This window comes from Enterobacter sp. 50793107, from assembly GCF_001463365.1.
Classification (GTDB): Bacteria; Pseudomonadota; Gammaproteobacteria; order Enterobacterales; family Enterobacteriaceae; genus Enterobacter; species Enterobacter cloacae.
In genome coordinates this window covers 47,999-70,844 of the sequence record NZ_LNII01000002.1, presented here as the reverse complement: position 1 = coordinate 70,844, position 22,846 = coordinate 47,999, and the positions used below count along the sequence as shown (strand labels likewise).

The window sequence follows — 22,846 nt, the reverse complement described above, 5'->3', positions numbered from 1 at the left end:
TCGCATGTGAATAATTAACGGGAACAGGTAATTTCCCGGTTTACCATTTCTGGTTCTGCCAGAGATACGGTATCGCTGTGCCTTTAAAACGCCCTCCTCCTTGTTAAGCCATTAACAGGGCGGGCATCGTTCACCCTGGAAAAAGATGATGAAAAAGATAACAACCTCCATCGCCGCATTACTCCTCCTGACAGGGTGTGATAATGCGCAAACATCTGCTCCCCAACGTCCTCTTCCGGAAGTGGGGATTGTCACACTCATGAGCCAGCCGGTGTCCGTCGTCAGTGAACTGACCGGGCGTACCACCGCCGCAATGAGCGCCGAAGTTCGCCCACAGGTGGGCGGCATTATTCAGAAGCGGCTGTTCACCGAAGGCGATACCGTGAAAGCCGGACAAGCGCTGTATCAGATCGATCCCTCCAGCTACCGCGCCGCGTTTGATGAAGCCGCCGCGGCGCTGAAACAGGCGCAAGCGCTGGTACAGGCCGACTGCCAGAAAGCCCGGCGCTATGCGCAGCTGGTGAAAGACGACGGCGTGTCGCGCCAGGACGCAGAAGACGCGAAATCCACCTGCGCGCAGGACAAGGCCAGCGTCGAGTCAAAGAAAGCCGCGCAGGAGAGCGCGCGCATTAATCTCAACTGGACTACCGTCACCGCGCCGATTGCCGGACGCATCGGCATCTCCTCCGTCACGCCCGGCGCGCTGGTGACCGCTCAGCAGGACACCGCGCTGGCCACCATTCGCGGGCTGGACACCATGTATGTCGATTTAACGCGTTCGAGTGCCGATCTGCTGCGATTACGCAAACAAACCCTCGCCTCGAACAGCGATACGCTCAGCGTCACGTTGCAGCTAGAAGACGGCAGCACCTACAGCGAAAAGGGTCGTCTGGCGCTGACCGAAGTGGCGGTGGATGAATCGACCGGCTCGGTCACCCTGCGCGCCGTCTTCCCGAACCCACAGCATCAGCTTTTGCCGGGAATGTTTGTCCGCGCCAGCGTGGACGAGGGCATCATGAATGACGCGATCCTGGCCCCTCAGCAGGGCATTACCCGTGATGCCAAAGGCAAAGCCACTGCGCTGGTGGTGAACGCCAGCAACAAGGTGGAGCAACGCCAGCTGGAAACGGGTGACACCTACGGCGATAAATGGCTGGTGCTGAGCGGTCTGAAGGCGGGCGACAGGCTGATTGTGGAAGGCACTGACAAAGTCACCGCCGGCCAACAGGTGAAGGCCGAAGAGATGAAATCCAGCGGAGGAAATGCCTGATGTTTTCCCGTTTCTTCGTGCGTCGCCCGGTCTTTGCCTGGGTGATCGCCATCCTCATCATGCTCGCCGGGATACTGGCGATCCGCACGCTGCCGGTTGCGCAGTACCCGGACGTCGCCCCGCCGTCGATCAAGATCTCGGCCACCTACACCGGTGCCTCCGCGCAGACGCTGGAAAACAGCGTGACGCAGGTGATCGAGCAGCAGCTCACCGGGCTGGATAACCTGCTCTACTTCACCTCCACCAGCAGTTCGGACGGTTCGGTGAGCATTACCGTCACCTTTGAACAGGGGACCGACCCGGACACCGCGCAGGTCCAGGTGCAGAACAAAGTCCAGCAGGCGGAATCACGCCTGCCGACTGAAGTACAGCAGTCCGGGATCACCGTCGAGAAATCGCAGAGCAACTTCCTGCTGATCATGGGGGTGTACGACAAAACCGACACCGCCAGCAGCTCGGATATCGCCGACTGGCTGGTCAGTAATATGCAGGATCCGCTGGCGCGCGTAGATGGCGTCGGGAGTCTGCAGGTGTTTGGTGCGGAATACGCGATGCGTATCTGGCTCGACCCGGCGAAGCTGGCGTCCTACTCGCTGATGCCTTCAGATGTACAGAGCGCGATTGAAGCGCAGAACGTGCAGGTTTCCGCCGGTAAAATCGGCGCGCTGCCCTCGTCGAACGCCCAGCAGCTGACCGCTACCGTACGCGCCCAGTCGCGTCTGCAGACGGTGGATCAGTTCAAAAATATCATCGTCAAGAGCCAGTCTAACGGCGCGGTGGTACACATCAGCGATGTTGCACGCGTGGAGATGGGCAGCGAAGATTACACCTCCACCGCGAAGCTGAACGGCCACCCGGCCGCGGGGATGGCGGTGATGCTTTCACCGGGCGCTAACGCGCTCAATACCGCCACGGCGGTGAAAGAGAAAATCGCCGAGTTCAAAAAGTCGATGCCGGAAGGCTACGACGTGGCCTACCCGAAAGACAGCACCGAGTTCATCAAAATCTCCGTTGAGGATGTCATTCAGACTCTGTTCGAAGCCATTATCCTCGTGGTCGTGGTGATGTACCTGTTCCTGCAAAACATCCGCGCCACGCTGATCCCGGCGCTGGCCGTTCCGGTGGTTCTGCTGGGCACCTTTGGCGTACTGGCGCTGTTCGGCTACTCCATCAACACCCTGACCCTGTTTGCGATGGTGCTGGCGATAGGGCTGCTGGTGGATGATGCCATCGTGGTGGTGGAAAACGTCGAACGTATTATGCGCGACGAAGGGCTGCCCGCCCGGGAAGCCACGGAAAAATCGATGGGCGAAATTTCCGGTGCGCTGGTAGCGATTGCCCTGGTGCTCTCTGCGGTGTTCCTGCCGATGGCCTTCTTTGGCGGCTCCACCGGGGTGATTTACCGTCAGTTCTCGGTCACCATTATCTCGGCGATGCTCCTTTCCGTGGTGGTGGCATTAACCCTGACGCCTGCGCTGTGCGGCTCGATTCTGAGCCACACCGCCCCACATAAGAAGGGCTTTTTCGGCGCGTTTAACCGCTTCTACAGCAAGACCGAGCATGGCTATCAGAACAAGGTGCTGCGCGCCCTGCGCCGCTCCGGCGGCATGCTGGTCATCTACGCTCTGCTCTGCGGCGCGATGGGGTTCGCGATGCTGAAACTGCCGGGCAGCTTCCTGCCGACGGAAGACCAGGGCGAAATCATGGTGCAGTACACCCTGCCAGCAGGCGCGACGACGGTCCGTACTGCCGAAGTCAGCCGCCAGGTGCGCGAATGGTTCCTCACCAAAGAGAAAGCCAACACCAACGTTATCTTCACCATTGAGGGCTTCAGCTTTAGCGGCAGCGGCCAGAACGCCGGGATGGCGTTTGTCTCCCTGAAAAACTGGTCCGAACGTAAGGGGGATGAAAACACCGCTCAGGCCATTGCCCTGCGCGCCACGCAGGAGCTGAGCACCATCCGCGATGCGACCATCTTTGCCATGACGCCACCGGCGGTGGACGGCCTGGGCCAGAGCAATGGCTTTACCTTTGAGCTGATGGCGAGCGGCGGCACCGACCGCGACACGCTGCTCAAGCTGCGTAACCAGCTGATTGGCGAGGCGAATCAGGATGCCTCCCTGCACGCGGTTCGCGCCAACGATCTGCCGCAGATGCCGCAGCTTCAGGTGGATATCGACAACAATAAAGCCGTGTCGCTGGGGCTCTCCCTGAGCGACGTCACCGACACCCTCTCCAGCGCATGGGGCGGCACCTACGTGAATGATTTTATCGATCGCGGCCGCGTGAAGAAGGTCTATATCCAGGGCGACAGCGACTATCGCGCCGTGCCGTCCGATCTCAACAAATGGTATGTACGCGGTAGCGACAGCACCATGACCCCGTTCTCCGCCTTTGCCACCACCCGCTGGGAGTATGGCCCGGAAAGCCTGGTGCGCTACAACGGCTCGGCGGCGTATGAAATTCAGGGCGAGAACGCCAGTGGCGCCAGTTCCGGTACGGCGATGAGCAAAATGGAGCAGCTGGCGAATAATTTGCCGTCCGGCAGCACCTGGGCGTGGAGCGGGTTGTCCTTACAGGAAAAACTGGCGAGCGGCCAGGCCATGAGCCTGTATGCCCTCTCGATCCTGGTGGTGTTCCTGTGTCTGGCGGCGCTGTATGAGAGCTGGTCGGTACCGATTTCCGTCATCCTGGTGATCCCGCTTGGGGTGCTGGGCGCGGCGATTGCCGCCTCCCTGCGCGGCCTGAACAATGATGTCTACTTCCAGGTGGCACTGCTGACCACCATCGGCCTGTCGTCGAAGAACGCCATTCTGATTGTTGAATTTGCCGAGGCGAAAGTCGCCGAAGGCTACTCCCTGACACGTGCGGCGCTGCGTGCTGCCCAGACGCGTCTGCGCCCCATCATCATGACCTCGCTGGCGTTTATTGCAGGCGTGACGCCGCTGGCGATTGCCACTGGTGCAGGGGCCAACAGCCGGGTGGCGATCGGTACCGGCATTATTGGTGGGACGCTGGCCGCCACGCTGCTGGCGATCTTCTTCGTTCCGTTATTCTTTGTACTGGTGAAACGTCTGTTCTCCGGTAAACACAGCAACCGGAGGTCATAATGTTTCGTTTATCTGTTTTCGTGTTAGCGCTGATGAGCGCGGGCTGCGTCTCTTTAGATCCCACGTATCAGCGCCCGGCTGCGCCCGTTCCGGCGACGTTGCCGGGTGCGCACGGCGAAGCCACCGCCGTGGTGAGCCAGTGGCAACAGGTGATGAACGATGCGCGCCTGAAAGGCGTAGTGACGATGGCGCTCAACAGCAACCGCGACCTGCAAAAAGCGATTGCCGATATTGACGCCGCGCGCGCCCAGTACGGCGAAACGCGATCGTCCCTGTTCCCGACGGTGGACGCGGAGCTGAGCCACACCCGCAGCCGCACGCTGGCAAGCGGTGTCGCGACCAGCGATGAGGCCAACGGCACGGTCTCCAGCTTCGAGCTGGATCTGTTTGGCCGCAACCAGAGCCTGTCGCGCGCAGCACGTGAAACCTGGCTTGCCAGTGAATTTACCGCGCAGAACACGCGCCTGACGATGGTCAGCGAACTGACCACCGACTGGGTGACCCTGGCGGCCGATAACAGCAACCTGGCGCTGGCAAAATCGACGATGGAGAGCGCCGCCAGCTCGCTCAGGATAGTGAAGCGTCAGCAGCAGGTCGGCGTGGCGGCGGCTACGGACGTTAGCGAGGCGATGGCGGTTTACCAGCAGGCGCGAGCCAGCGTGGCGAGCTATCAAACGCAGGTAATGCAGGACAAAAACGCCCTTAATCTGCTGGCGGGTGACACGGTGCCGGACACTCTGCTGCCGGGTACGCTGGAGAGCCTGAGCGATAACGCCATCACGCTGATCCCGGCGGGTGTCAGTTCCAGCGCGCTGCTGCGTCGCCCGGATATTAAGGAGGCGGAACACAACCTGCTGAGCGCCAACGCCAATATCGGTGCCGCGCGCGCCAACTTCTTCCCCACCATTTCACTGACCGCCAGTGCGGGCGTCGGCAGCGATTCGCTTTCGTCCCTCTTCAGCCACGGGATGAAGGTGTGGTCATTCGCACCGTCCATCACCCTGCCGCTGTTCAGCGGCGGTAACAATCTGGCCCAGCTGCGCTACGCGGAAGCGGAGAAGAAGGGATTGATCGCCACCTACGAGAAAACCATCCAGAGCGCGTTTAAAGACGTGGCCGATGCGCTGGCACGCCGTGAAACGCTCAGCGAGCAGCTTGATGCCCAGCGTGAATACGTTGCGGCCGAGCAAAAAACGCTGGATGTGGCGACCCGCAGCTATCAGGCAGGTGCCGGGGATTATCTGACGGTACTGACCGCGCAGCGGTCGCTGTGGTCGGCGCAGGAATCACTGATATCGCTGCAGCAAACCGACCTGGAAAACCGCATCACCCTGTGGCAGTCGCTGGGGGGTGGGATTGAATAAAGCGGATATGCGGCGAGTGGATTGTATGGAGGATTATTGAGGGCTGGAAACGTGCTTCTCGCCGGGTGGCGGCTGCGCCTTACCCGGCCTGCACAACATTTTTAACGCTTACGCACATCCGGAATGATCAAATCCCCGCGCAGCACGTACGACCCGAGCATCTGTGTTTTTTCCGTCAACCAGCTCACGATGCGCGCCGCCATGGCATCCATGGAATACTCAATGGCCGGGATCACCGGAATGCCTGGCAGATGCAGCGATCCAGCAAGGCTGAAGACCATGATGTCCTCCGGCACCGATTTATTAAACGCCTGCAACTGCGGGATCACCCGCTGCGCTTCCTGCTCGTCCGCAACCAGTAATGCGTTGAAATTCAGCGTGCTGGCGTTATTCAGCAGCTCCTGCAGCGCCACGGACGAGGAGGTCGCGTCCATAAACACGAGGTTGCGGTTGAAGGGCAGGAAATTTTTTTCCAGCGCATGTTTGTAGCCCAGCAGCACCTGATCGGCAAAGCCGCTACCGTGCGGATGGATCAGGGCAATCTGGCGGCGTCCCTGGCTGGTAAGGTAGTTACAGGCGGTTTCGGCGGCGAAGGCGTGATCGAACTGGATGCTGTTGGGATTTTCTGAGCCCATACAGTCAACCAGGATGACGTTATCCATGTCGATATCCAGTGGAAAACGCGCGCCAATCACCAGAATGTCATCGCAAAGCCCACAGGAGAGCTCTTCCAGGGCGTGCAGCACGTCCGCTTTGCTATGGGCGAAGCGCAGCAGCAGGTGTTTTTGATGCTGGCTGAGCTGTTTTTCCAGCGCGTACAGATAACCGGTCGTCTGGTTAATATTCTCCTGCGCGCAAATCACCCCGATACACCCCGTCGACTGGCTCAGCAGCGACTGCGCAATCACATTGGGCCGGTAGTTCAGTTCATCTACCGCTTTCAGAACGGCCTGACGGCTGGCTTCCTTTACGCCACGCGACCCACTCAACACTCGCGATACCGTGGCTTTCGACACCCCGGCAAGACGTGATACATCATTGATTGTCGACATCTTTTTCCCCTGACAGGCTTACCTCGCGCCTGCAAATTCCATTACCGCTACGGCTCACATTATAGCCAGTAAGGAGTATATCCGTTTCCGTTTTCCATGGAAACCGATTTTCCGTTTCCACTCAAAATGATGTCAAAACAGCCAAATTATGTGACGCACATCGGGTTAATTAGCCTCATATATAAGGGATCTTGATGGTTGTCACACTTCTGTCTTTTATAAATGGAAACCGGTTTCCATCTGATATCCAATCATTACCGCAATATCTATTTACATTTTGAGGATGGTTGTCGATGTTCAAGATTATGCTCTGCTGCTCTGCCGGGATGTCCACCAGCCTGCTGGTCAGCAAAATGGTCGATGTGGCGAAAGAACGCGGTTTGGCGGTAAAAATTGATGCGTACGGCGTTTCCGAATTTGATACGCAGTTTCCGCAATATCAGGTGGTGCTTCTCGGACCGCAAGTGAAATACATGTTACAGACACTCTCAGACAAGGCGGCCACAAAAGGCATTCCGGTCCAGCCCATCGATATGATGGACTACGGCATGCAGCGTGGCGATAAAGTACTGGACTATGCTCTGTCGCTCATCGAAGCGGCACACTAAAAGGTGTTCACATGAGTTCGTTATATCAATCCATGGTCGCGGTGATTGAGCAGTCAATTACCCCGCTGGCCGCGAAGCTCGGCCAGCAAAAGTATGTGATTGCCATCCGCGACGGCTTTACTGCCGCGCTGCCGTTTATGATCATCGGCTCGTTTATGCTGGTGTTCATCTTCCCGCCGTTCTCGGCGGATACCACCAACAGCTTTGCCCGCGGCTGGCTGGATTTCTCCCAGACTTATCGCGAACAGCTGATGCTGCCATTTAACCTCAGCATGGGCGTGATGACCTTCTTCATCTCGGTGGGGATCGGGGCGAGCCTGGGGCGTCAGTTTAATCTCGACCCGGTGATGTCCGGCCTGCTGGCCTTTATGGCCTTCCTGCTGGTCGCCGCGCCGTATGCGGACGGTAAGATCTCCACCCAGTACCTGTCTGGTCAGGGGATTTTCACTGCGCTGATCACCGCCATCTACGCCACCCGCGTCTATGCGTGGCTGAAGCAGAACAACGTGACCATTCGTCTGCCGAAGGAAGTCCCGACCGGCGTGGCGCGTTCGTTTGAGATCCTGATCCCGGTGATGGTGGTGATTGGCACCCTGCATCCGCTGAACCTGTTTATCGAGGCGCAGACCGGCATGATCATCCCGCAGGCGATTATGCACCTGCTGGAACCGCTGGTCTCTGCGTCTGACTCGCTGCCTGCCATTCTGCTCTCCGTGCTGCTGTGCCAGATCTTCTGGTTCGCCGGTATCCACGGCTCGCTGATTGTCACCGGCATCATGAACCCGTTCTGGATGGCGAACCTGTCGGCAAACCAGGCGGCTCTGGCGGCCGGTGCGGCGCTGCCGCACGTCTACCTGCAGGGCTTCTGGGATCACTACCTGCTGATTGGCGGCGTAGGCTCCACACTGCCGCTGGCCTTCCTGCTGCTGCGTAGCCGGGTAACGCACTTACGCACCATCGGCAAAATGGGCGTTGTGCCAAGCTTCTTTAACATCAACGAACCGATCCTGTTCGGCGCCCCCATTATCATGAACCCGATGCTGTTTATCCCGTTCGTGTGTGTTCCGCTGGTGAATGCGTGCCTGGCGTACGCGGCAACCAAACTGGGCTGGCTGGCACAGGTGGTATCGTTAACGCCGTGGACCACGCCCGCACCAATTGGCGCCTCATGGGCTGCCAACTGGGCGCTGAGCCCGGTGGTGATGTGTCTCATCTGTATGGTGATGTCAGCGCTGATGTACCTGCCGTTCCTGCGTGCTTACGAGCGTACGTTGATGAAAAACGAAGAGCAGAAAGCTCAGGCAACCGTCGGTACCGCTGAGACCGCAAGCAATTAAGTCAAAGAGGAAGCGTCATGAAATATACATTTCCCGATAATTTCTGGTGGGGCAGCGCAAGCTCTGCTCTCCAGACCGAAGGGACACGAGAGGGTGAAACCACATGGGATTACTGGTTTGCCCGCGAGCCGAACCGTTTTCACAACGGCGTGGGGCCGCAGCATACCTCCACGTTTTATCAGCACTGGAAAACGGACATTCAGCTGTTAAAGCAGCTGAACCACAACAGCTTTCGCACTTCTATAAGCTGGGCGCGCCTGATCCCCGACGGTATCGGTGAAGTGAATCCAAAGGCGGTCGAATTTTATAACCAGGTCATTGATGAGCTGATCGAGCAGGGCATTACGCCGTTTATCACCCTGTTCCATTTCGACATGCCGATGGCGATGCAGGAGATTGGCGGCTGGGAAAACCGGGAGGTGGTGGACGCTTACGCCCGCTATGCGCAGATTTGCTTCGACCTGTTTGGCGACCGCGTGCTGCACTGGTTTACCTTCAACGAGCCGATTGTCCCGGTTGAGGGCGGTTATCTGTACGATTTCCACTACCCCAACGTGGTGGATTTCCGTCGGGCGGCCACCGTGGCGTATCACACCGTGCTGGCCCACGCGAAGGCTGTCCAGGCCTACCGCGCCGGACATTACGCAGGTGAGATCGGCATCGTGCTCAACCTGACGCCGTCCTACCCGCGCTCGCAAAACCCGGCGGACGTGAAGGCGGCGCACATTGCGGATCTAATGTTCAACCGCAGCTTTCTGGACCCGGTTCTGCGCGGCGAATACCCGGCCGATCTGGTGGCGCTGCTGAAATCTTACGACCAGCTGCCCGCCTGTAAACCGGAGGACAGTTTCCTGATCGCGGAAGGGAAAATCGACCTGCTCGGCATTAACTATTACCAGCCGCGTCGCGTGAAGTGTCGCGACAGCGCGGTGAACCCGCAGGCGCCGTTTATGCCGGAGTGGTTCTTTGATAACTACGAGATGCCGGGCCGCAAGATGAACCCGTACCGCGGCTGGGAAATTTACGAGCCGGGTATTTACGATATTCTGGTTAATCTGCGCGACAATTACGGCAACCCACGCTGTTTTATTTCTGAAAACGGAATGGGTGTCGAAAATGAGCAGCGTTTTATTGAAAATGGCCAAATCAACGATCAATACCGTATCGATTTTATTTCCGGACATTTAGCCTGGCTGCATAAAGGTATTAGCGAAGGGTGTCACTGTCTTGGTTACCATATGTGGACGTTTATTGATAACTGGTCGTGGTGTAATGCGTATAAAAACCGCTATGGCTTTATTCAGCTCGATTTAACTACGCAACAGCGCACCATTAAAAAGAGCGGAGAGTGGTTTGCTGCCACCTCTTTAAATAATAGTTTCGAGAAATAGAGAGAAAGACGATGATTGCCTTAGAAGAAGCCGTGATGGAAATCATCGTCAATGCGGGTCAGTCGCGCAGCCTGTGCTTTGAAGCACTGCACGCTGCGCGGCAGGGCAACATTGACGAAGCCAAAAGCCTGCTGCGCGAAGCCGATGGCTACGCGCGCCAGGCGCACAAGATGCAGACCAAACTCATTGAGCAGGATGCAGGTGAAGCCCGTCAGCCGATGACGTTAATTATGGTGCACGCGCAAGATCATTTAATGAATTCATTACTGGCGCGTGAATTATCCGAAGAAATTATTCATTTATATCAGAGATAATCTATGGCGAAATAACGAGTAATACCTCTGTACCTTAAATAGAAATCCACTTGTTCTGATGATAGCGACATACTCTGTCAGATCGGAGCGGGATGGTTATTGTCTGAATAAAATTAAACTATATTGAGATAACCATGACTACCCTAAAAAAACTTCCATTAACCATGGCGGTTATCGCCGCGCTTTGCCCAATTTCTGTACTCGCACAGGAATTTACCCAGGAACAAATCGACGCCATTGTGGCAAAAGCGGTGGATAAAGCCCTCGCGGAGCGTCAGGCCAAAATGGATGCCGCGGTCGCGAAAAAAGCCGACGTGGTGACGGAGCCGCAAAGCGCGGCGCAATCCCCGGATATGGCTATTCCGTTCGGCATTAAATTTACCGGTTATGCCCGTTACGGCGCGCACTTCCAGGCCGCTGACCAGAAATACGTGGCGGTGGACGGTTCCTATAACGGGGCATCTGCCATCGGTCGTCTGGGTAACGAAGGCAACGGCGGTGAATTCCAGCTCTCCAAGGCCTTCAAGGGTGACAACGGCGCCATCTGGGACATCAACGTGATGATCGACCACTGGGGCGATGAAGTTAACCTGAAAAAAGCCTACGCGGGGGTGACCAACATTATGGCCTCCAACCCGAACGCCTACTTCTGGGCTGGTCGTGACTTCCACCAGCGTCCGCAGCAGGGCATCAACGATTACTTCTGGATGAACCACGACGGCCAGGGCGCCGGGGTGAAGAACTTCGACATCGGCGGCGTGCAGTTTGACGTGGCCGCGGTGGCGGCGGTGGAATCCTGTAGCCCGGAAGTCATGGAAGATGAAGCCAACCCGTCACGCATCACCTGTACCGGCGGGTCCGGCACGGGCGACAAAGGTAACTACGCGGCCACCTCTAAAATCCACGGCATGAAGGTTGGTCCGCTGGATCTGGAGCTGTACGCCAACTACGGCTTTGATTCAAAAGCGGTGGAGAGCGATGAGCGTCTGAATGCCTGGCAGGGTGGCGTGGTGCTGAGCCACACCAACGACAGCGGCGTGAACAAGGTGATTGCCCGTTACTCTGATAACGCGGACAACAGCGTGTTCAATAAAACCGAGGATCTGACCACGGTCTATGCCAGCTTCGAAGGGCTGTACAAATTCACCCAGGCCACGCAGGTGGAGTACATCCTCGCCTTCCACGACTACGACAACAGCCGTGATAAGACCGATAACCGTAAGAACTACAACGCCATTGTACGTCCGATGCACTGGTGGAACGACGTTCACTCCACCTGGCTGGAAGCAGGCTGGCAGCATGTGGATTACGACAACGGCGGCGACAACAAGGGCTGGAAGCTGACCCTGTCGCAGAACATGTCTATCGCCATGGGGCCGGAGTTCCGTCCGATGCTGCGCTTCTACGTCACCGGCGGCAAAGTGGATAACGAACGTACCGCCCGCGTGAACAATACCAAAGACGAAACGCTGGACGACTTCAACGTCGGCGCGATGTGGGAGGCGTGGTTCTAGTAGAGCATCGTTTGTTTCGCCCGGCGGCGCTGCGCTTGCACGGGCCTACAAGGTTTTGTAGGCCGGGTAAGCGTAGCGCCACCCGGCAAGATCCCATGTTATGCTACAAAAAAACCAACATCGCAGGGGAGAACATGGGTTCCACACGTAAAGGGATGCTGAACGTCCTGATCGCCGCCGTTTTATGGGGCAGCTCAGGGGTTTGCGCGCAGTACATCATGGAGAAAAGCCAGATCTCGTCACCGTATCTGACCATGGTTCGCCTGCTGTTTACCGGCCTGATCCTGCTGACGCTTTCCTTCGTTCACGGCGACAAAATTTTCTCGGTCATCAAACATCGCAAAGACGCCCTCAGCCTGCTGTTTTTCTCCCTGGCTGGCGCGCTCACAGTGCAGCTCACCTTCCTGGTGACAATCGAGAAATCCAACGCGGCTACGGCCACCGTGCTGCAGTTTCTGTCTCCGACGATTATCGTGGCGTGGTTTGCGCTGGCGCGGAAAAAGCGGCCGGGTCTGTTTGTGCTTTCCGCGATCCTGACCTCACTGGTGGGGACATTTTTGCTGGTCACCCACGGCGACCCCACTTCACTCTCCATCTCGCCTGCGGCTTTGTTCTTTGGCATTGCCTCGGCCTTTGCCGCGGCGTTTTACACTACGTATCCGTCAACCCTGATCGCCCGTTACGGCACCTTGCCGATTGTCGGCTGGAGTATGTTGATCGCCGGCTTAACGCTGACGCCGTTCTACGCCGGACGCGGCACCGCGTTTGTTATTGACGGCAGCCTGCTGCTGGCGTTTTTCTACCTGGTGGTGATCGGCACGGCGCTGACCTTCAGCCTGTACCTGAAAGGCGCGCAGATGATCGGCGGGCCGAAAGCGAGCATTCTGAGCTGCGCCGAGCCGCTGAGCAGCGCGTTACTGTCGGTGATTTTACTGGGCGTGGCGTTTACGCTGCCGGACTGGCTGGGCACGCTGCTGATCGTGTCGTCGGTGGTGTTGATTTCGATGGATTCGAGAAAACGGGTGAAAGCCCCGGAGTAGCCTGTTGCCCTCACCCCAGCCCTCTCCCACGGGAGAGGGAGAAAAGCATTACTTCGCCTTCACTTTCCCAGCCACCAGCAGCGCGGTCAGCAGCATCAGCGTGCCGGAGATGACCAGCGGCGACGTCAGCCCCAGGTGGTCGAGCGCCACGCCGCCCACCGCCGCGCCGCAGGTGTTCGCCAGCTGGATCACCGCCACCTGAATCGACCCGGCTTTTTCAGCCTGATCGGCAAGCGAGCGGGTGATCCACGTCGACCAGCCCACCGGCACCAGCGCAAAGGCAAAGCCCCAGATAATCGCAATCGCCGAGGCAACCCATTTGTCGCTGCCCCACAGAATGAGCACGACGGCACTGACAGCCAGTACCAGCGGGGCGCCAGCAAGCGCCACTTTCAAAGAGCGCTTCAGGAACTGAGACGACAGCGAGGTGCCGACAAAGCTGGCGATACCGAAGCTGAGCAGCACCAGCGTCAGGCCATCCACGTCAAAGCCCGCCATGGTCATAAAGACCGGGCGGATATAGGTAAAGAAGGCAAACTGCCCGGCAAAGGCCATGAAGATGGCGGTCATCCCCGCCAGCACGCCGGGGCGCTTAAGCAGACTGAACATGTTCTGTTTGTGGTGCGCCGCTTCTCCCGGCAGGGACGGCAGCGCTTTCCACACCCACAGAATGCAGAGAAAACCCATCACCGCTGCGGCGTTAAAGACGTTACGCCAGCCGATGATTCCGCCAAGGAAACTCCCCAGCGGCGCGGCAATCACCAACGCGATGGAGACCGCGCCAAAGATAACGGAGAGGGCTTTCGGCACGGTGCGTGCCGGCACCAGACGCATGGTGAGCGAGGCGGACATTGCCCAGAAACCGCCCAACCCCAGACCCAGACAGGCGCGGCCGAGCAGCAGCAGGGTGAAGCTCTCCGCGAAAGAGACCAGCAGACAGGAGAGCGTCAGGAGCACGCTGAAGAGAATGACCACTTTGCGGCGATCAATCGCGCCAATAACCTGCGTGATAAACAGGCTGGCAAACATCGCCACAAACGCGGTCACGGTAACAGACTGCCCTGCCACGCCTTCGGAAATGCCCAGATCCTGCGCCATCGGCGTCAGCAGGCTGACCGGTAAAAACTCCACGGTAATAAGACAGGCGACGCAGAACGCCACGGAAAAAACCGCCGACCAGTTGGGGCGAGAAACCTCTTTGGTCTGCGGTCTGGTCGTGGGCTGGATATGTTCTGTCATGGTGTCACCTGAGATAAAAACGTGCGGGAAAGTCGCGCAGTTTATCATCAAAAGTGTGACGAATTTAACGTTTCGACAACTTTTCTTGCATCGCCGCCTTCGCCAGCCCGACGATCCACTCCTGATGCCCGTTGATCATCGGGTTCGGTAGGGTACGTGCTAATTCCTGTGCCGGAACGCCTTTCTGCGACTCCTGAGTCAAAATACGGACGCGGTTACCCGGTAAGTCTTCAAACAGCCAGGCGTGGATCACATCCAGACGCGCGCTCTCCTCCCCTTCCACCCAGCCGTGCCAGGCGATACGCGCCGCCTCGCCATCGACCGGCGGAACATACTCCGTCACCTGCGCCTCAACCGGAAAGCCAAAGGTCGTGAAGCGGAAGCGGGCGTTGGCGCTCAGTTCCGGACCGCTGCCGTCGTGAAAACGAATATCTTCGGCGTTGCTGTAGTAGTTCGGCCACAGGGTAGAGTCGTTAAGCTGCGCCCAAATCTCTTTTGCGCTCAGCCCGGCGACAATGATTTCGTTGGATGCAAAGTTATCGGTGGTGCCTGGCAGGTAATCGTCTGGCCAGATAATGGCGGATTGTTTCATGGTTCACCTCATCGTGAGTGGATGAGGTGATGGTGCGCCCGTGAGTGGTATAAATCTAATGATGATGCCTTATACTCATCATCACGGTTCGTGATATCAGTGCAGGTAAAACACACCCTCTTCCGGCAGAAAAAGCTGGTTGTAACGCAGCTGGAAAGCGTTCAACTCCTGCGGGTCCGGCTCCATCTCGCGCATAAAGCCAAGGGCCAGACGAATTTGCGCATCGGTGATCGGCGCGGCCAGACGGGCTTTACGCAACATGCGGTGCCAGGTGTGGAGATTCTCTTCGCTACCGTCGACGATACAGACCTGCCAGATGAGCAGCACCTGGGCAGCGTTTTGCAGATGCGCCTCGTCCGGGCGTTCAAGATAGCGGATAAACTCATTGCCGGGCGTTTTACCGAACTGATCGATCATCGATTCTACCGGCATCGGGGTGATACCCAGCCGTTCGCTCAAGCGTTTGATGGCGCGGCGGGAATCCGAGGTCAGTACACGAAACCCAACCACAAACACCACGGCAAGCGTTGCCAGCATTATCCAGACCATGCGTTCTCCTTTGAATAGCCGCTCATCATAGCGGGAAACGCAGGGTATCGACAGCGGGCACGGCCATAATAGTGAACTGAAAAAAGGTAGAACATCGTCATGAAAACGGATCTGCGCACGCTGGATCTTAACCTGCTGAAAACGCTCGACGCCCTGCTGGATGAACGCAGCGTCACCCGCGCGGCGGCGCGTCTGGCCCTGACCCAGCCGGCGGTCAGCGGCATGCTGAACCGCCTGCGGGATTACTTCGACGACCCGCTGTTTATCCGTGCGCCCCACGGTATCGTACCCACGACGCGTGCGGAAGAGCTGGCCGCGCCGGTGAAGCGCATCCTGGCAGATATCGACCTCCTGCTGCAGCCGGTGGCGTTTGACCCACTGCAGGCCACCCTCACCTTCACGCTTGCTGCCACCGATTACGCGCTCCGCGCGATCGCGGTGCCGTTTATCGCGGCACTGAAGGTGCGGGCACCGGCAATACGCGTGCGGGTTATACCTGTCGATTCCGAGCGCATGATGAACCAGCTTGAACGCGGGAACGTTGACGTGGCGCTGATCACGCCCCACACCACGCCAGACGACCTGCACAGCCGGGCGCTTTATGATGAACGGTACGTTTGCATGATGCGTGCCGACCACCCGGACGCGGGCAAACCGCTCTCTCTGGCGCGCTTTTGCGCCCTTGAGCACGTGCTGGTCTCTTATGAGGGTGACAGTTTTCGCGGCGTGACGGATGGCGCGCTGGAAAAAATGGGCCGGACGCGGCACGTGGGGTTATCGGTGAGCAACTTCCTGGTACTGCCGGATGTACTGGCGATAAGCGATATGATCGCCGTGGTACCGTCACGGATAGCGGAAAACCAGACGGGAATGTTTGTCTGCGACACACCGGTTCCGGTGCCGGGTTTCACCAAGTGCATGGCCTGGCACGCAAGAACACACCGTAACCCCGCGCAGATGTGGCTGCGCGGGTTGTTGCTGGAAACCTGTCAGCGCGCCTGAAGCCCTTTCAGCAGTGCCTCGTGGAAGCGTGCAGGATCCTGCATCTGCGGCGCGTGCCCCATATCGTTGAACTCGACCAGCGTCGCGTGCGGGATGCGTTTCGCCGTCTCCTTCCCCAGCACCGCATAGTTGCCGAGCGTTTTGCGGATCTCAGGCGGGGCGAGATCTTTCCCGATGGCGGTGTTGTCCTTCGTGCCGATCATCAATAATACCGGCATCTTTAGTTCACTAAATTCGTAGATCACCGGCTGGGTGTAAATCATGTCGTAGAGCAGCGCCGAGTTCCAGGCCACACGTTCTTTTCCCGGCCCGTTGTTCAGCCCGGCGAGCATGGTGACCCAACGCTCGTACTCCGGCTTCCACTCTCCGGCGTAGTAGGTATTTTTCTCATACTGACGAATGCCGTCGGCGCTGACCTTCAGCTCGCGCTGGTACCACTGGTCGACCGTAATATGCGGCACGCCGCGCGCTTTCCAGTCTTCCAGACCAATTGGGTTGACCATCACTAGCTGCTCCACCTGCTGCGGCCACATCAGCGCGTAACGGGTCGCCAGCATGCCGCCGGTCGAGTGGCCGATAACCGTCACGCGATCGACGCCGAGCGTTTTCAGCAAGGCGTGGGTGTTATCAGCCAGCTGCTGAAAGGTGTACTGATAGTGCTCCGGTTTGGTGGATTTACAAAAGCCAATCTGGTCGGGAGCGATCACCCGATAACCGCTGGCTGAGAGCGCACGGATAGTGCCGTCCCAGGTACCGGCGCAGAAGTTTTTGCCGTGCATCAGCACCACGGTGCGGCCATTGGGTTTTTCCGGCTTCACGTCCAGATAAGCCATATCCAGAGACTGTTCCTGGGAGGTAAACGTAAAGTGTTTTACCGGCCAGCCGTAGTCGAAACCTTCCAGCTTCTCGCCGTAGGTGGGCGCATCCGTAGCCATTGCGGGGGTTGCCAGCGCCATCAACAGCGCCAGGCAGGATAATCGTCGGGTCAACATGCAAGCTCTCCCATAGCAAAAGGAATAAGGCTGCGCGAAAGGCGGCAGCAAAAAAACTGTAGAGCAAGGAGAGGGGCGAGTGTGTAAAGCGGGGTAAAAACTGGAATTTAAAACAAAAAAGCCCGGCATCACACACCGGGCAAAGAAGTCACCTGCACACTCAGGCTGCTTTTAATTTCTGCACACGATTTTCACGGCGAATTTTACGTTCTTCGAGCACCGCAACCATCGCCATCAGGACGATACAGCCGATGGCGGCGGCATCCAGCGCCGCAAAGGTGCCTGCCCAGCCGGTGAGGCCGAAAATCGGCGTGCCGTCGGCAATCATCCCCAGACCCAGCTTGGCGAAGCTGTCGCCGATCAGGTAAGCGAAGGTGCCTTTAATACCATCGGCGGCGCCGATCGCTTTTTTCGGTACAAAACCTACCGCCGCTACGCCGATCAACAGCTGCGGACCAAACACCAGAAAGCCGAGCGCAAACAGAGACGCCAGGTAAACGTACTGGTTGCTGGCGTGCTGGTAGACGCCCAGGGTAGCGATAATCAGCGCCAGCGCGACGCAGGCCACCAGCGCACGACGACCGTTGGCGAGGTCAGAGAGCCAGCCCCACAGCAGCGTACCGACCAGCGCACCCACCTCAAACAGGGTGAAGCCCTGAATCGCGACTTCTTTTGATAGCTTCAGCTCCTGGAAGGCATACACGGTCGACCACTGGTCAATACCGATGCGCACCACGTACAGGAAAATGTTGGAGAAGCAGAGCAGCCAGATCACTTTGTTTTTCAGCACGTACTCAACAAAGATCTGCCATTTTGTCATCTCGTTCTCTTCGGTCTCTTTGTCCTCTTCGCTGATCGCCTCGCCGAACAGCTCTTCGGCTTTGCCGAGGCCGTAAGATTCCGGAGAGTCACTGCCGAAACGCAGACCGATAAAGCCGACAATCAGGGCGATAATCGACGGGAAGATAAACATGCCGATGACGTGACCGTCAAACAGGTAGTTAGCACCGAACAGCGCCACGCCTGCTGCACCCGCCCCGCCGAGGTTGTGGGAGATGTTCCACATACCAAGGTATGAACCACGCTTACGGCGCGGGGTCCATTTGGTAATGGTGGAGTAGCTGCACGACCCACCGGTACTCTGGAAGAAACCGCTCAGGGCGTAGAAGGCGATCATCAGGAACAGGCTGACGGAGCCCGCGCCCATGCTGGCGCTGAAGCCGAGCATACAGATGGCGGAGAGGATCAGCATAAACGGCAGGAATTGCTTGGTGTTTTTGCCGTCTGCATAGTACGAGACAACGGTTTTGCCCACGCCGTAGGTGATGGAGAAGCCCAGGCCAATCATCCCCAGCTGCGTCATGCTCAGCCCGTAGGTGGAGATCATGTCGTTCTGCGCGATGTTAAAGTTTTTGCGGATCAGGTACATGGTCAGGTAGCCGATAAAGACCACCAGATAGGACTGCATGAACGGTTTGAACCACATTTTGCGCCGCACGTCGAGCGGCAGATCCAGGGTCGGCTTGCGCACCTGATTAAGGAAGGCCAGCATGGTTTGCTCCTGAGCTGATTTTTACCTGCGAATGGCAGGCATTGTAAAAATCAGCCAGGAGAGATGCCTGAGACAGCGTCCAGGTAAAACCGGGAAAATTTCTTAGTTTTGCGCCACTCGGGGTGAAAAGGTGAGGCGCATCACATCACACTGGCTTCACGCGGCGCCTGCGCATGCAAAAACGGCAGCAGCAGCAGGGCCGATATCCCCGCCGCGATGGCGATCACGGCAAAGAAACCGCTCCAGTGCCAGATGTCGATCACCCGCGCCAGCGGCCAGCCGGAGAGGGACGCGCCCAGGTAGGCGAACAGCCCGACGAAGCCCGTCGCCGCACCCGCCGCCTCTTTATGCGAGCATTCTGCCGCCGCCATGCCGATCAGCATCTGCGGGCCAAACACGAAGAAGCCGATGGTAAAGAAGCACGCCGCCTGCATCACGTAGCTGGCGAATGGCATCAACCACAGCGAACCGACGGAGAGTAAAATTCCTGCCGCAAAGATGAGGTTCATTGGGCCACGGTTGCCGTTGAAGAGCTTATCCGAGCCCCAGCCCGCCACCAGCGCACCGATAAACCCGCCCAGCTCGAACATCGTCACCGCCGAGTTGGCGGTCACCAGGTCCACCCCCAGCGTCTCGGACATGTACAGGTTACCCCAGTCGTTGATGGCCGCGCGCACCACGTAGACCAGCACGTAGCAAAGCGACAGCAGCCAGATATACGGGTTTAACAGCACGTATTTGGTGAGGATCTCTTTGCGCGTCAGCCCCGCCCCCTCAAGCTGTTGCGCCACTTCCATTTCATCGTGCCGCCAGTCGCCCACCGCGGGCAGCCCCACGGTTTGTGGCCTGTCGCGCAGCCGCCAGCAGAGGAACAACCCGGCCAGGATCGCCAGACCACCGGCAATCATCATCCCCGCGCGCCAGCCGTAGTGCAGCGCCGCTGCGCCCACCACCATTGGGATCAGCGCGCCACCGACGTTATGCGCGGTGTTCCAGATGGCCCACCAGCCGCCGCGCTCGTTGCGCGAGTACCACGCCGTGAGCAGGCGGGCGCAGACCGGCGCGCCCCAGCCCTGGAAAAAGGCGTTCAGCGCCCACAGCAGGGCAAACGCCCAGAGCGAGGTGGAAAAGCCAAACAGAATATTCACCACTCCAGTTGCGATTAGCCCAAAGCCCATAAAGTAGCGGGCATTGGAGCGGTCGCTGACGATGCCGGAGAAGAACTTCGACAGGCCGTAGGTGATGTAGAACAGCGTCGCCAGCAGGCCGATATCGGTGCGCGTCATCACGCCGCTGGCAAGGATTTCCGGCGCGGCGGCGTTGAAACTTTTGCGGGTAAAGTAGAACAACGCGTAGCCGAGCCAGATAGTGATCAGGATATGACGACGCCAGTAGCGGTAGCGGGCGTCGATCTCCGCTTTGTTGCCTATCGGCGCGGCGTTTGCGGGGGTTTTAAACATGATGGCTCCTTAGCGGCAGGCTGACGCTGACGCGCGTCCCGTGGGTGCAGGAGATATTCAGCGTGCCGCCCAGCGCCTTCACGCGCTCGCGCATGCCCGCCAGGCCAAAGCCCTGCTGCCCGGAGCCCGGCGGCAGGCCGCAGCCGTCGTCCTCCATCACCAGCCTGAGGCTTTCATCCTGCTGCCAGCCCTGCAGCGTCACCGCGCTGGCGTTGGCGTGTTTGACGATATTGTTCAGCCCTTCCTGACAGACGCGGAACAGCGTGACGCGCTGGCCTTCACTCAGCAGTGATTCATCAATGCGCCAGTCGAGATGGCTGACAATTCCGCGGCTTTCCAGCTCCATCTCGCGCATCAGGGAGCGCACCGCCTGTTCAAGAGAGAGATCGTCCAGCTGGCGCGGACGGAGCCTGCCCAGCAGGCGACGCACCGAATCGTACACGCCAAGAGAGAGCTGTTCGATATGCGCCCCGCCCTGCTTCACTCCGGCGTTATCCGCCGCCAGGCGCTGAACAATGCCCGCCTGGGTGCGAATGGCGGTAATGGTCTGGCCGATGTCGTCATGCAGTTCGCGCGCCACCTCCTGGCGCACGCTCTCTTCGGTCTCCAGCAGGCGTTCTGCCAGGCGGCGATTGCGCGACAGTTCGGTTTGCAGGGACTGGTTCAGCTCACGCAGGCGCTGAATACCTGCCCCGAGCAGCAGCCCGGTCAGGCTCTGCGCCAGCAGAGAGAGCAGTAAATCGACCGGGTGATCGTGCCAGGTCTGGCTGGCAATCAGCGCGATGGCGTTCATCAGCGTGGCGATCAACGCCCCCTGCCAGCCGTAATGCCAAGCGAGAGCAATGATCGGCAGCGCCAGACAAAACGGGGTAAAACGGGAAAGCTCAGCAGGCAGGCCAAGCTGCAGCCACAGGCTCACCACAAACAGCAGCAGATACCAGATGAGATGCCGGGCGCGCCAGTTAACCGGCTGGGAGACCAGCGATGGCCCGAGCGGCTGCCAGACAGTGCTGGTGAGATAGTGCCAGAAAACCAGACAGGTGGGTGCCAGCGTCAGGCCGCCGGTCAGGGTCAGCAGCAAGGCATTAAGCATCTCCTTTTCGCCTACCCACGGCAGGGATTGCAGCAGCGCGGCGGCAATCAGCGCCGCCCCCTGGCGCAGCAGCGTGCGCCAGTCGCGCTGGTGACGATAGCGGGAAATCAACGCAACCGGGAGGAGCGTGAGCAGGCTTCCGGTCATCAATAAGGGCAGATGCGCGAGGGCGACCTCCTGCGACAACCAGATCAGCATCAGCCACTCTGCGCCCAACAAAACCGGCCAGTAGCCGCGCGGGCATTGCAACATCAGCCCCAGACGCAGGCCAAAGGGAAACAGCAGCACCGCCAGCTCCGGGCGTTCCACCAGGTGCAGGCTGATGCTCCACAGGCAGAACCAGGCGGCAGAGAAGATAAAAAAGCTGGCAACAACGGCGATCAGCCGCGAAATCAACGGGTTCATTGCCAGCTATCGAACATACAGCGCGCCAGCTCGACGTCGTTGCTGACGCCGAGTTTTTCCATCAGGTTAGCGCGGTGAACGTGCACGGTTTTGGGCGACAAACCCAGTTCGGCGGCAATCTCTTTCACCGCCATCCCCTGAGCGAGTTTTTCTGCCACCTGACGCTCACGCCGGGTAAGCGGATCCTGACGTCCGGCCGCCAGCTTGAGGGCGATATCCGGCGTCAGGTAGCAGCCGCCCGTCGAGACGGTGCGCACAGCGGCGATCAGCTCATCCGGGCTACAGCGTTTTGACAGAAACCCACGCGCACCGGCATTGAGCGCCTGCTCCACCAGCGCCGGGCTGTCATGAACCGAGAGCATGATAATCGCCATCCCTTTCGGTAACTGACTTAGCAGCTCCAGCCCGGAGAGATCCGGCATTGAGATGTCACAGATACAGACCTGTACGCCACGCCCCGGCAGGCCTGCCAGCGCCTCGCGCCCCGAGCCGAACTCTGCTACCACCTGAAAATCCGGTTCGAGGTTTAGAAGCTGGGCAAAGCCGGAGCGAACGATAAGGTGGTCGTCGATGAGAGCGATGGTGGTCATGTCTGTTCCTGCGGTCTGAAAACGCCGGATGGCGCTGCGCTTATCCGGCCTACAAGAGCGAAAGACGCTTACCTTAAGCGATCTATTCGAAGAACACCGCAATTTTGTTAAACATGGTGGGATCGGACTGGTTGCGCGCCACTCTGGTGACGTCTTCCAGCTTGTCGATCTGGGCCATCATCTGCTCCAGACGCTGATCGTCATTGACCAGTAGCCAGATGCGGCTGTGCTCGCTGCCCTGAATCGGCAGACAGAGAATGCCTTCGACGTTAAACGCGCGACGGGCAAACAGCCCGCAGACGTGGGTCATGACGCCAGGGTGGTTGCGGACGGTGAGTTCCAGAATGACGTTTTCATGTTGTTTCTGCATGG

20 protein-coding genes are annotated in these 22,846 nt (G+C 58.6%); 10 read left to right on the top strand and 10 right to left on the bottom strand.

Translation table 11 applies throughout. From position 1 onward, the window contains the following. Positions 1-148 precede the first annotated feature (148 nt). Genes APU11_RS00390 through APU11_RS00380 form a run of 3 tightly spaced genes read left to right on the top strand, consistent with a single transcriptional unit; the run spans position 149 to position 5,744 of the window. A complete protein-coding gene (locus APU11_RS00390) occupies positions 149-1,270 on the top strand; it encodes an efflux RND transporter periplasmic adaptor subunit (RefSeq protein ID WP_038982450.1) in 1,122 nt (373 codons plus the stop codon). After that, positions 1,270-4,380 carry an efflux RND transporter permease subunit gene (locus tag APU11_RS00385; RefSeq protein ID WP_045901860.1) on the top strand — a complete coding sequence of 1,037 codons (3,111 nt, stop codon included), beginning with the start codon at positions 1,270-1,272 and terminating at the stop codon, positions 4,378-4,380. The genes APU11_RS00390 and APU11_RS00385 overlap by 1 nt, the downstream gene beginning before the upstream one ends. Further along, a complete protein-coding gene (locus APU11_RS00380) occupies positions 4,380-5,744 on the top strand; it encodes a TolC family protein (protein ID WP_058650562.1) in 1,365 nt (454 codons plus the stop codon). Before APU11_RS00385 ends, APU11_RS00380 begins: the two co-directional genes overlap by 1 nt. Positions 5,745-5,845: 101 nt before the next feature. Here the strand turns inward: APU11_RS00380 and APU11_RS00375 are convergent, their stop codons facing one another. Then, on the bottom strand, positions 5,846-6,796 hold the full coding sequence (locus APU11_RS00375) for a LacI family DNA-binding transcriptional regulator (RefSeq protein WP_013094823.1): 951 nt from the start codon (positions 6,794-6,796) through the stop codon (positions 5,846-5,848). 293 nt (positions 6,797-7,089) lie between these two features. On the opposite strand from APU11_RS00375, the gene APU11_RS00370 reads away from it, so the two are divergent. From APU11_RS00370 to APU11_RS00345, 6 genes are all read left to right on the top strand, one after another. Continuing rightward, positions 7,090-7,404, top strand: coding sequence for a PTS sugar transporter subunit IIB (locus APU11_RS00370; RefSeq protein WP_013094822.1), 315 nt, complete (start codon positions 7,090-7,092; stop codon positions 7,402-7,404). An 11-nt stretch (positions 7,405-7,415) separates the two neighbouring features. Beyond that, a complete protein-coding gene (locus APU11_RS00365; protein ID WP_013094821.1) occupies positions 7,416-8,741 on the top strand; it encodes a PTS cellobiose transporter subunit IIC in 1,326 nt (441 codons plus the stop codon). Between the two features lie 17 nt (positions 8,742-8,758). Then, positions 8,759-10,132: a glycoside hydrolase family 1 protein gene (locus APU11_RS00360; RefSeq protein ID WP_038982446.1), complete on the top strand. Its 1,374-nt coding sequence runs from the start codon at positions 8,759-8,761 to the stop codon at positions 10,130-10,132. Between the two features lie 11 nt (positions 10,133-10,143). Further along, on the top strand, positions 10,144-10,446 hold the full coding sequence (locus tag APU11_RS00355; protein ID WP_008500136.1) for a PTS lactose/cellobiose transporter subunit IIA: 303 nt from the start codon (positions 10,144-10,146) through the stop codon (positions 10,444-10,446). A 134-nt stretch (positions 10,447-10,580) separates the two neighbouring features. After that, positions 10,581-11,960, top strand: coding sequence for a carbohydrate porin (locus APU11_RS00350; protein WP_013094819.1), 1,380 nt, complete (start codon positions 10,581-10,583; stop codon positions 11,958-11,960). Positions 11,961-12,094: 134 nt separating this feature from the next. Further along, complete coding sequence (locus tag APU11_RS00345; protein WP_013094818.1) at positions 12,095-13,000, top strand: EamA family transporter; 906 nt, start codon at positions 12,095-12,097, stop codon at positions 12,998-13,000. Positions 13,001-13,048: 48 nt separating this feature from the next. On the opposite strand, the gene nepI is transcribed toward APU11_RS00345, so the two are convergent. The 3 genes from nepI to APU11_RS00330 all read right to left on the bottom strand — a co-directional run bounded on the left by nepI (position 13,049) and on the right by APU11_RS00330 (position 15,380). Next, complete coding sequence (gene nepI / locus APU11_RS00340; RefSeq protein ID WP_013094817.1) at positions 13,049-14,239, bottom strand: purine ribonucleoside efflux pump NepI; 1,191 nt, start codon at positions 14,237-14,239, stop codon at positions 13,049-13,051. A gap of 64 nt (positions 14,240-14,303) precedes the next feature. Continuing rightward, positions 14,304-14,831 carry a hypothetical protein gene (locus tag APU11_RS00335; RefSeq protein WP_058650561.1) on the bottom strand — a complete coding sequence of 176 codons (528 nt, stop codon included), beginning with the start codon at positions 14,829-14,831 and terminating at the stop codon, positions 14,304-14,306. A gap of 96 nt (positions 14,832-14,927) precedes the next feature. After that, positions 14,928-15,380, bottom strand: coding sequence for a DUF1198 domain-containing protein (locus APU11_RS00330; RefSeq protein ID WP_014830062.1), 453 nt, complete (start codon positions 15,378-15,380; stop codon positions 14,928-14,930). A 99-nt stretch (positions 15,381-15,479) separates the two neighbouring features. On the opposite strand from APU11_RS00330, the gene APU11_RS00325 reads away from it, so the two are divergent. Next, complete coding sequence (locus APU11_RS00325) at positions 15,480-16,382, top strand: LysR family transcriptional regulator (RefSeq protein ID WP_045293109.1); 903 nt, start codon at positions 15,480-15,482, stop codon at positions 16,380-16,382. On the opposite strand, the gene APU11_RS00320 is transcribed toward APU11_RS00325, so the two are convergent. From APU11_RS00320 to ilvN, 6 genes are all read right to left on the bottom strand, one after another. Then, positions 16,370-17,374, bottom strand: coding sequence for an alpha/beta hydrolase (locus tag APU11_RS00320; RefSeq protein WP_038418263.1), 1,005 nt, complete (start codon positions 17,372-17,374; stop codon positions 16,370-16,372). The genes APU11_RS00325 and APU11_RS00320 overlap by 13 nt on opposite strands. A 160-nt stretch (positions 17,375-17,534) precedes the next feature. Beyond that, entirely contained in the window at positions 17,535-18,926 is a 1,392-nt protein-coding gene (gene uhpT, locus APU11_RS00315) for a hexose-6-phosphate:phosphate antiporter (RefSeq protein ID WP_013094812.1), read from the bottom strand. Positions 18,927-19,066: 140 nt separating this feature from the next. Then, complete coding sequence (locus APU11_RS00310; protein WP_013094811.1) at positions 19,067-20,386, bottom strand: MFS transporter; 1,320 nt, start codon at positions 20,384-20,386, stop codon at positions 19,067-19,069. Further along, the gene (gene uhpB, locus APU11_RS00305; RefSeq protein ID WP_058650560.1) at positions 20,379-21,884 is read right to left on the bottom strand and encodes a signal transduction histidine-protein kinase/phosphatase UhpB; all 1,506 of its coding nucleotides are present in this window, start codon (positions 21,882-21,884) and stop codon (positions 20,379-20,381) included. Before uhpB ends, APU11_RS00310 begins: the two co-directional genes overlap by 8 nt. Continuing rightward, positions 21,881-22,474, bottom strand: coding sequence for a transcriptional regulator UhpA (gene uhpA, locus APU11_RS00300; RefSeq protein WP_058650559.1), 594 nt, complete (start codon positions 22,472-22,474; stop codon positions 21,881-21,883). The genes uhpB and uhpA overlap by 4 nt, the downstream gene beginning before the upstream one ends. An 82-nt stretch (positions 22,475-22,556) precedes the next feature. Then, positions 22,557-22,844, bottom strand: a complete 288-nt coding sequence (ilvN, locus tag APU11_RS00295) for an acetolactate synthase small subunit (protein ID WP_001171659.1) — start codon at positions 22,842-22,844, stop codon at positions 22,557-22,559. Positions 22,845-22,846 lie beyond the last annotated feature (2 nt).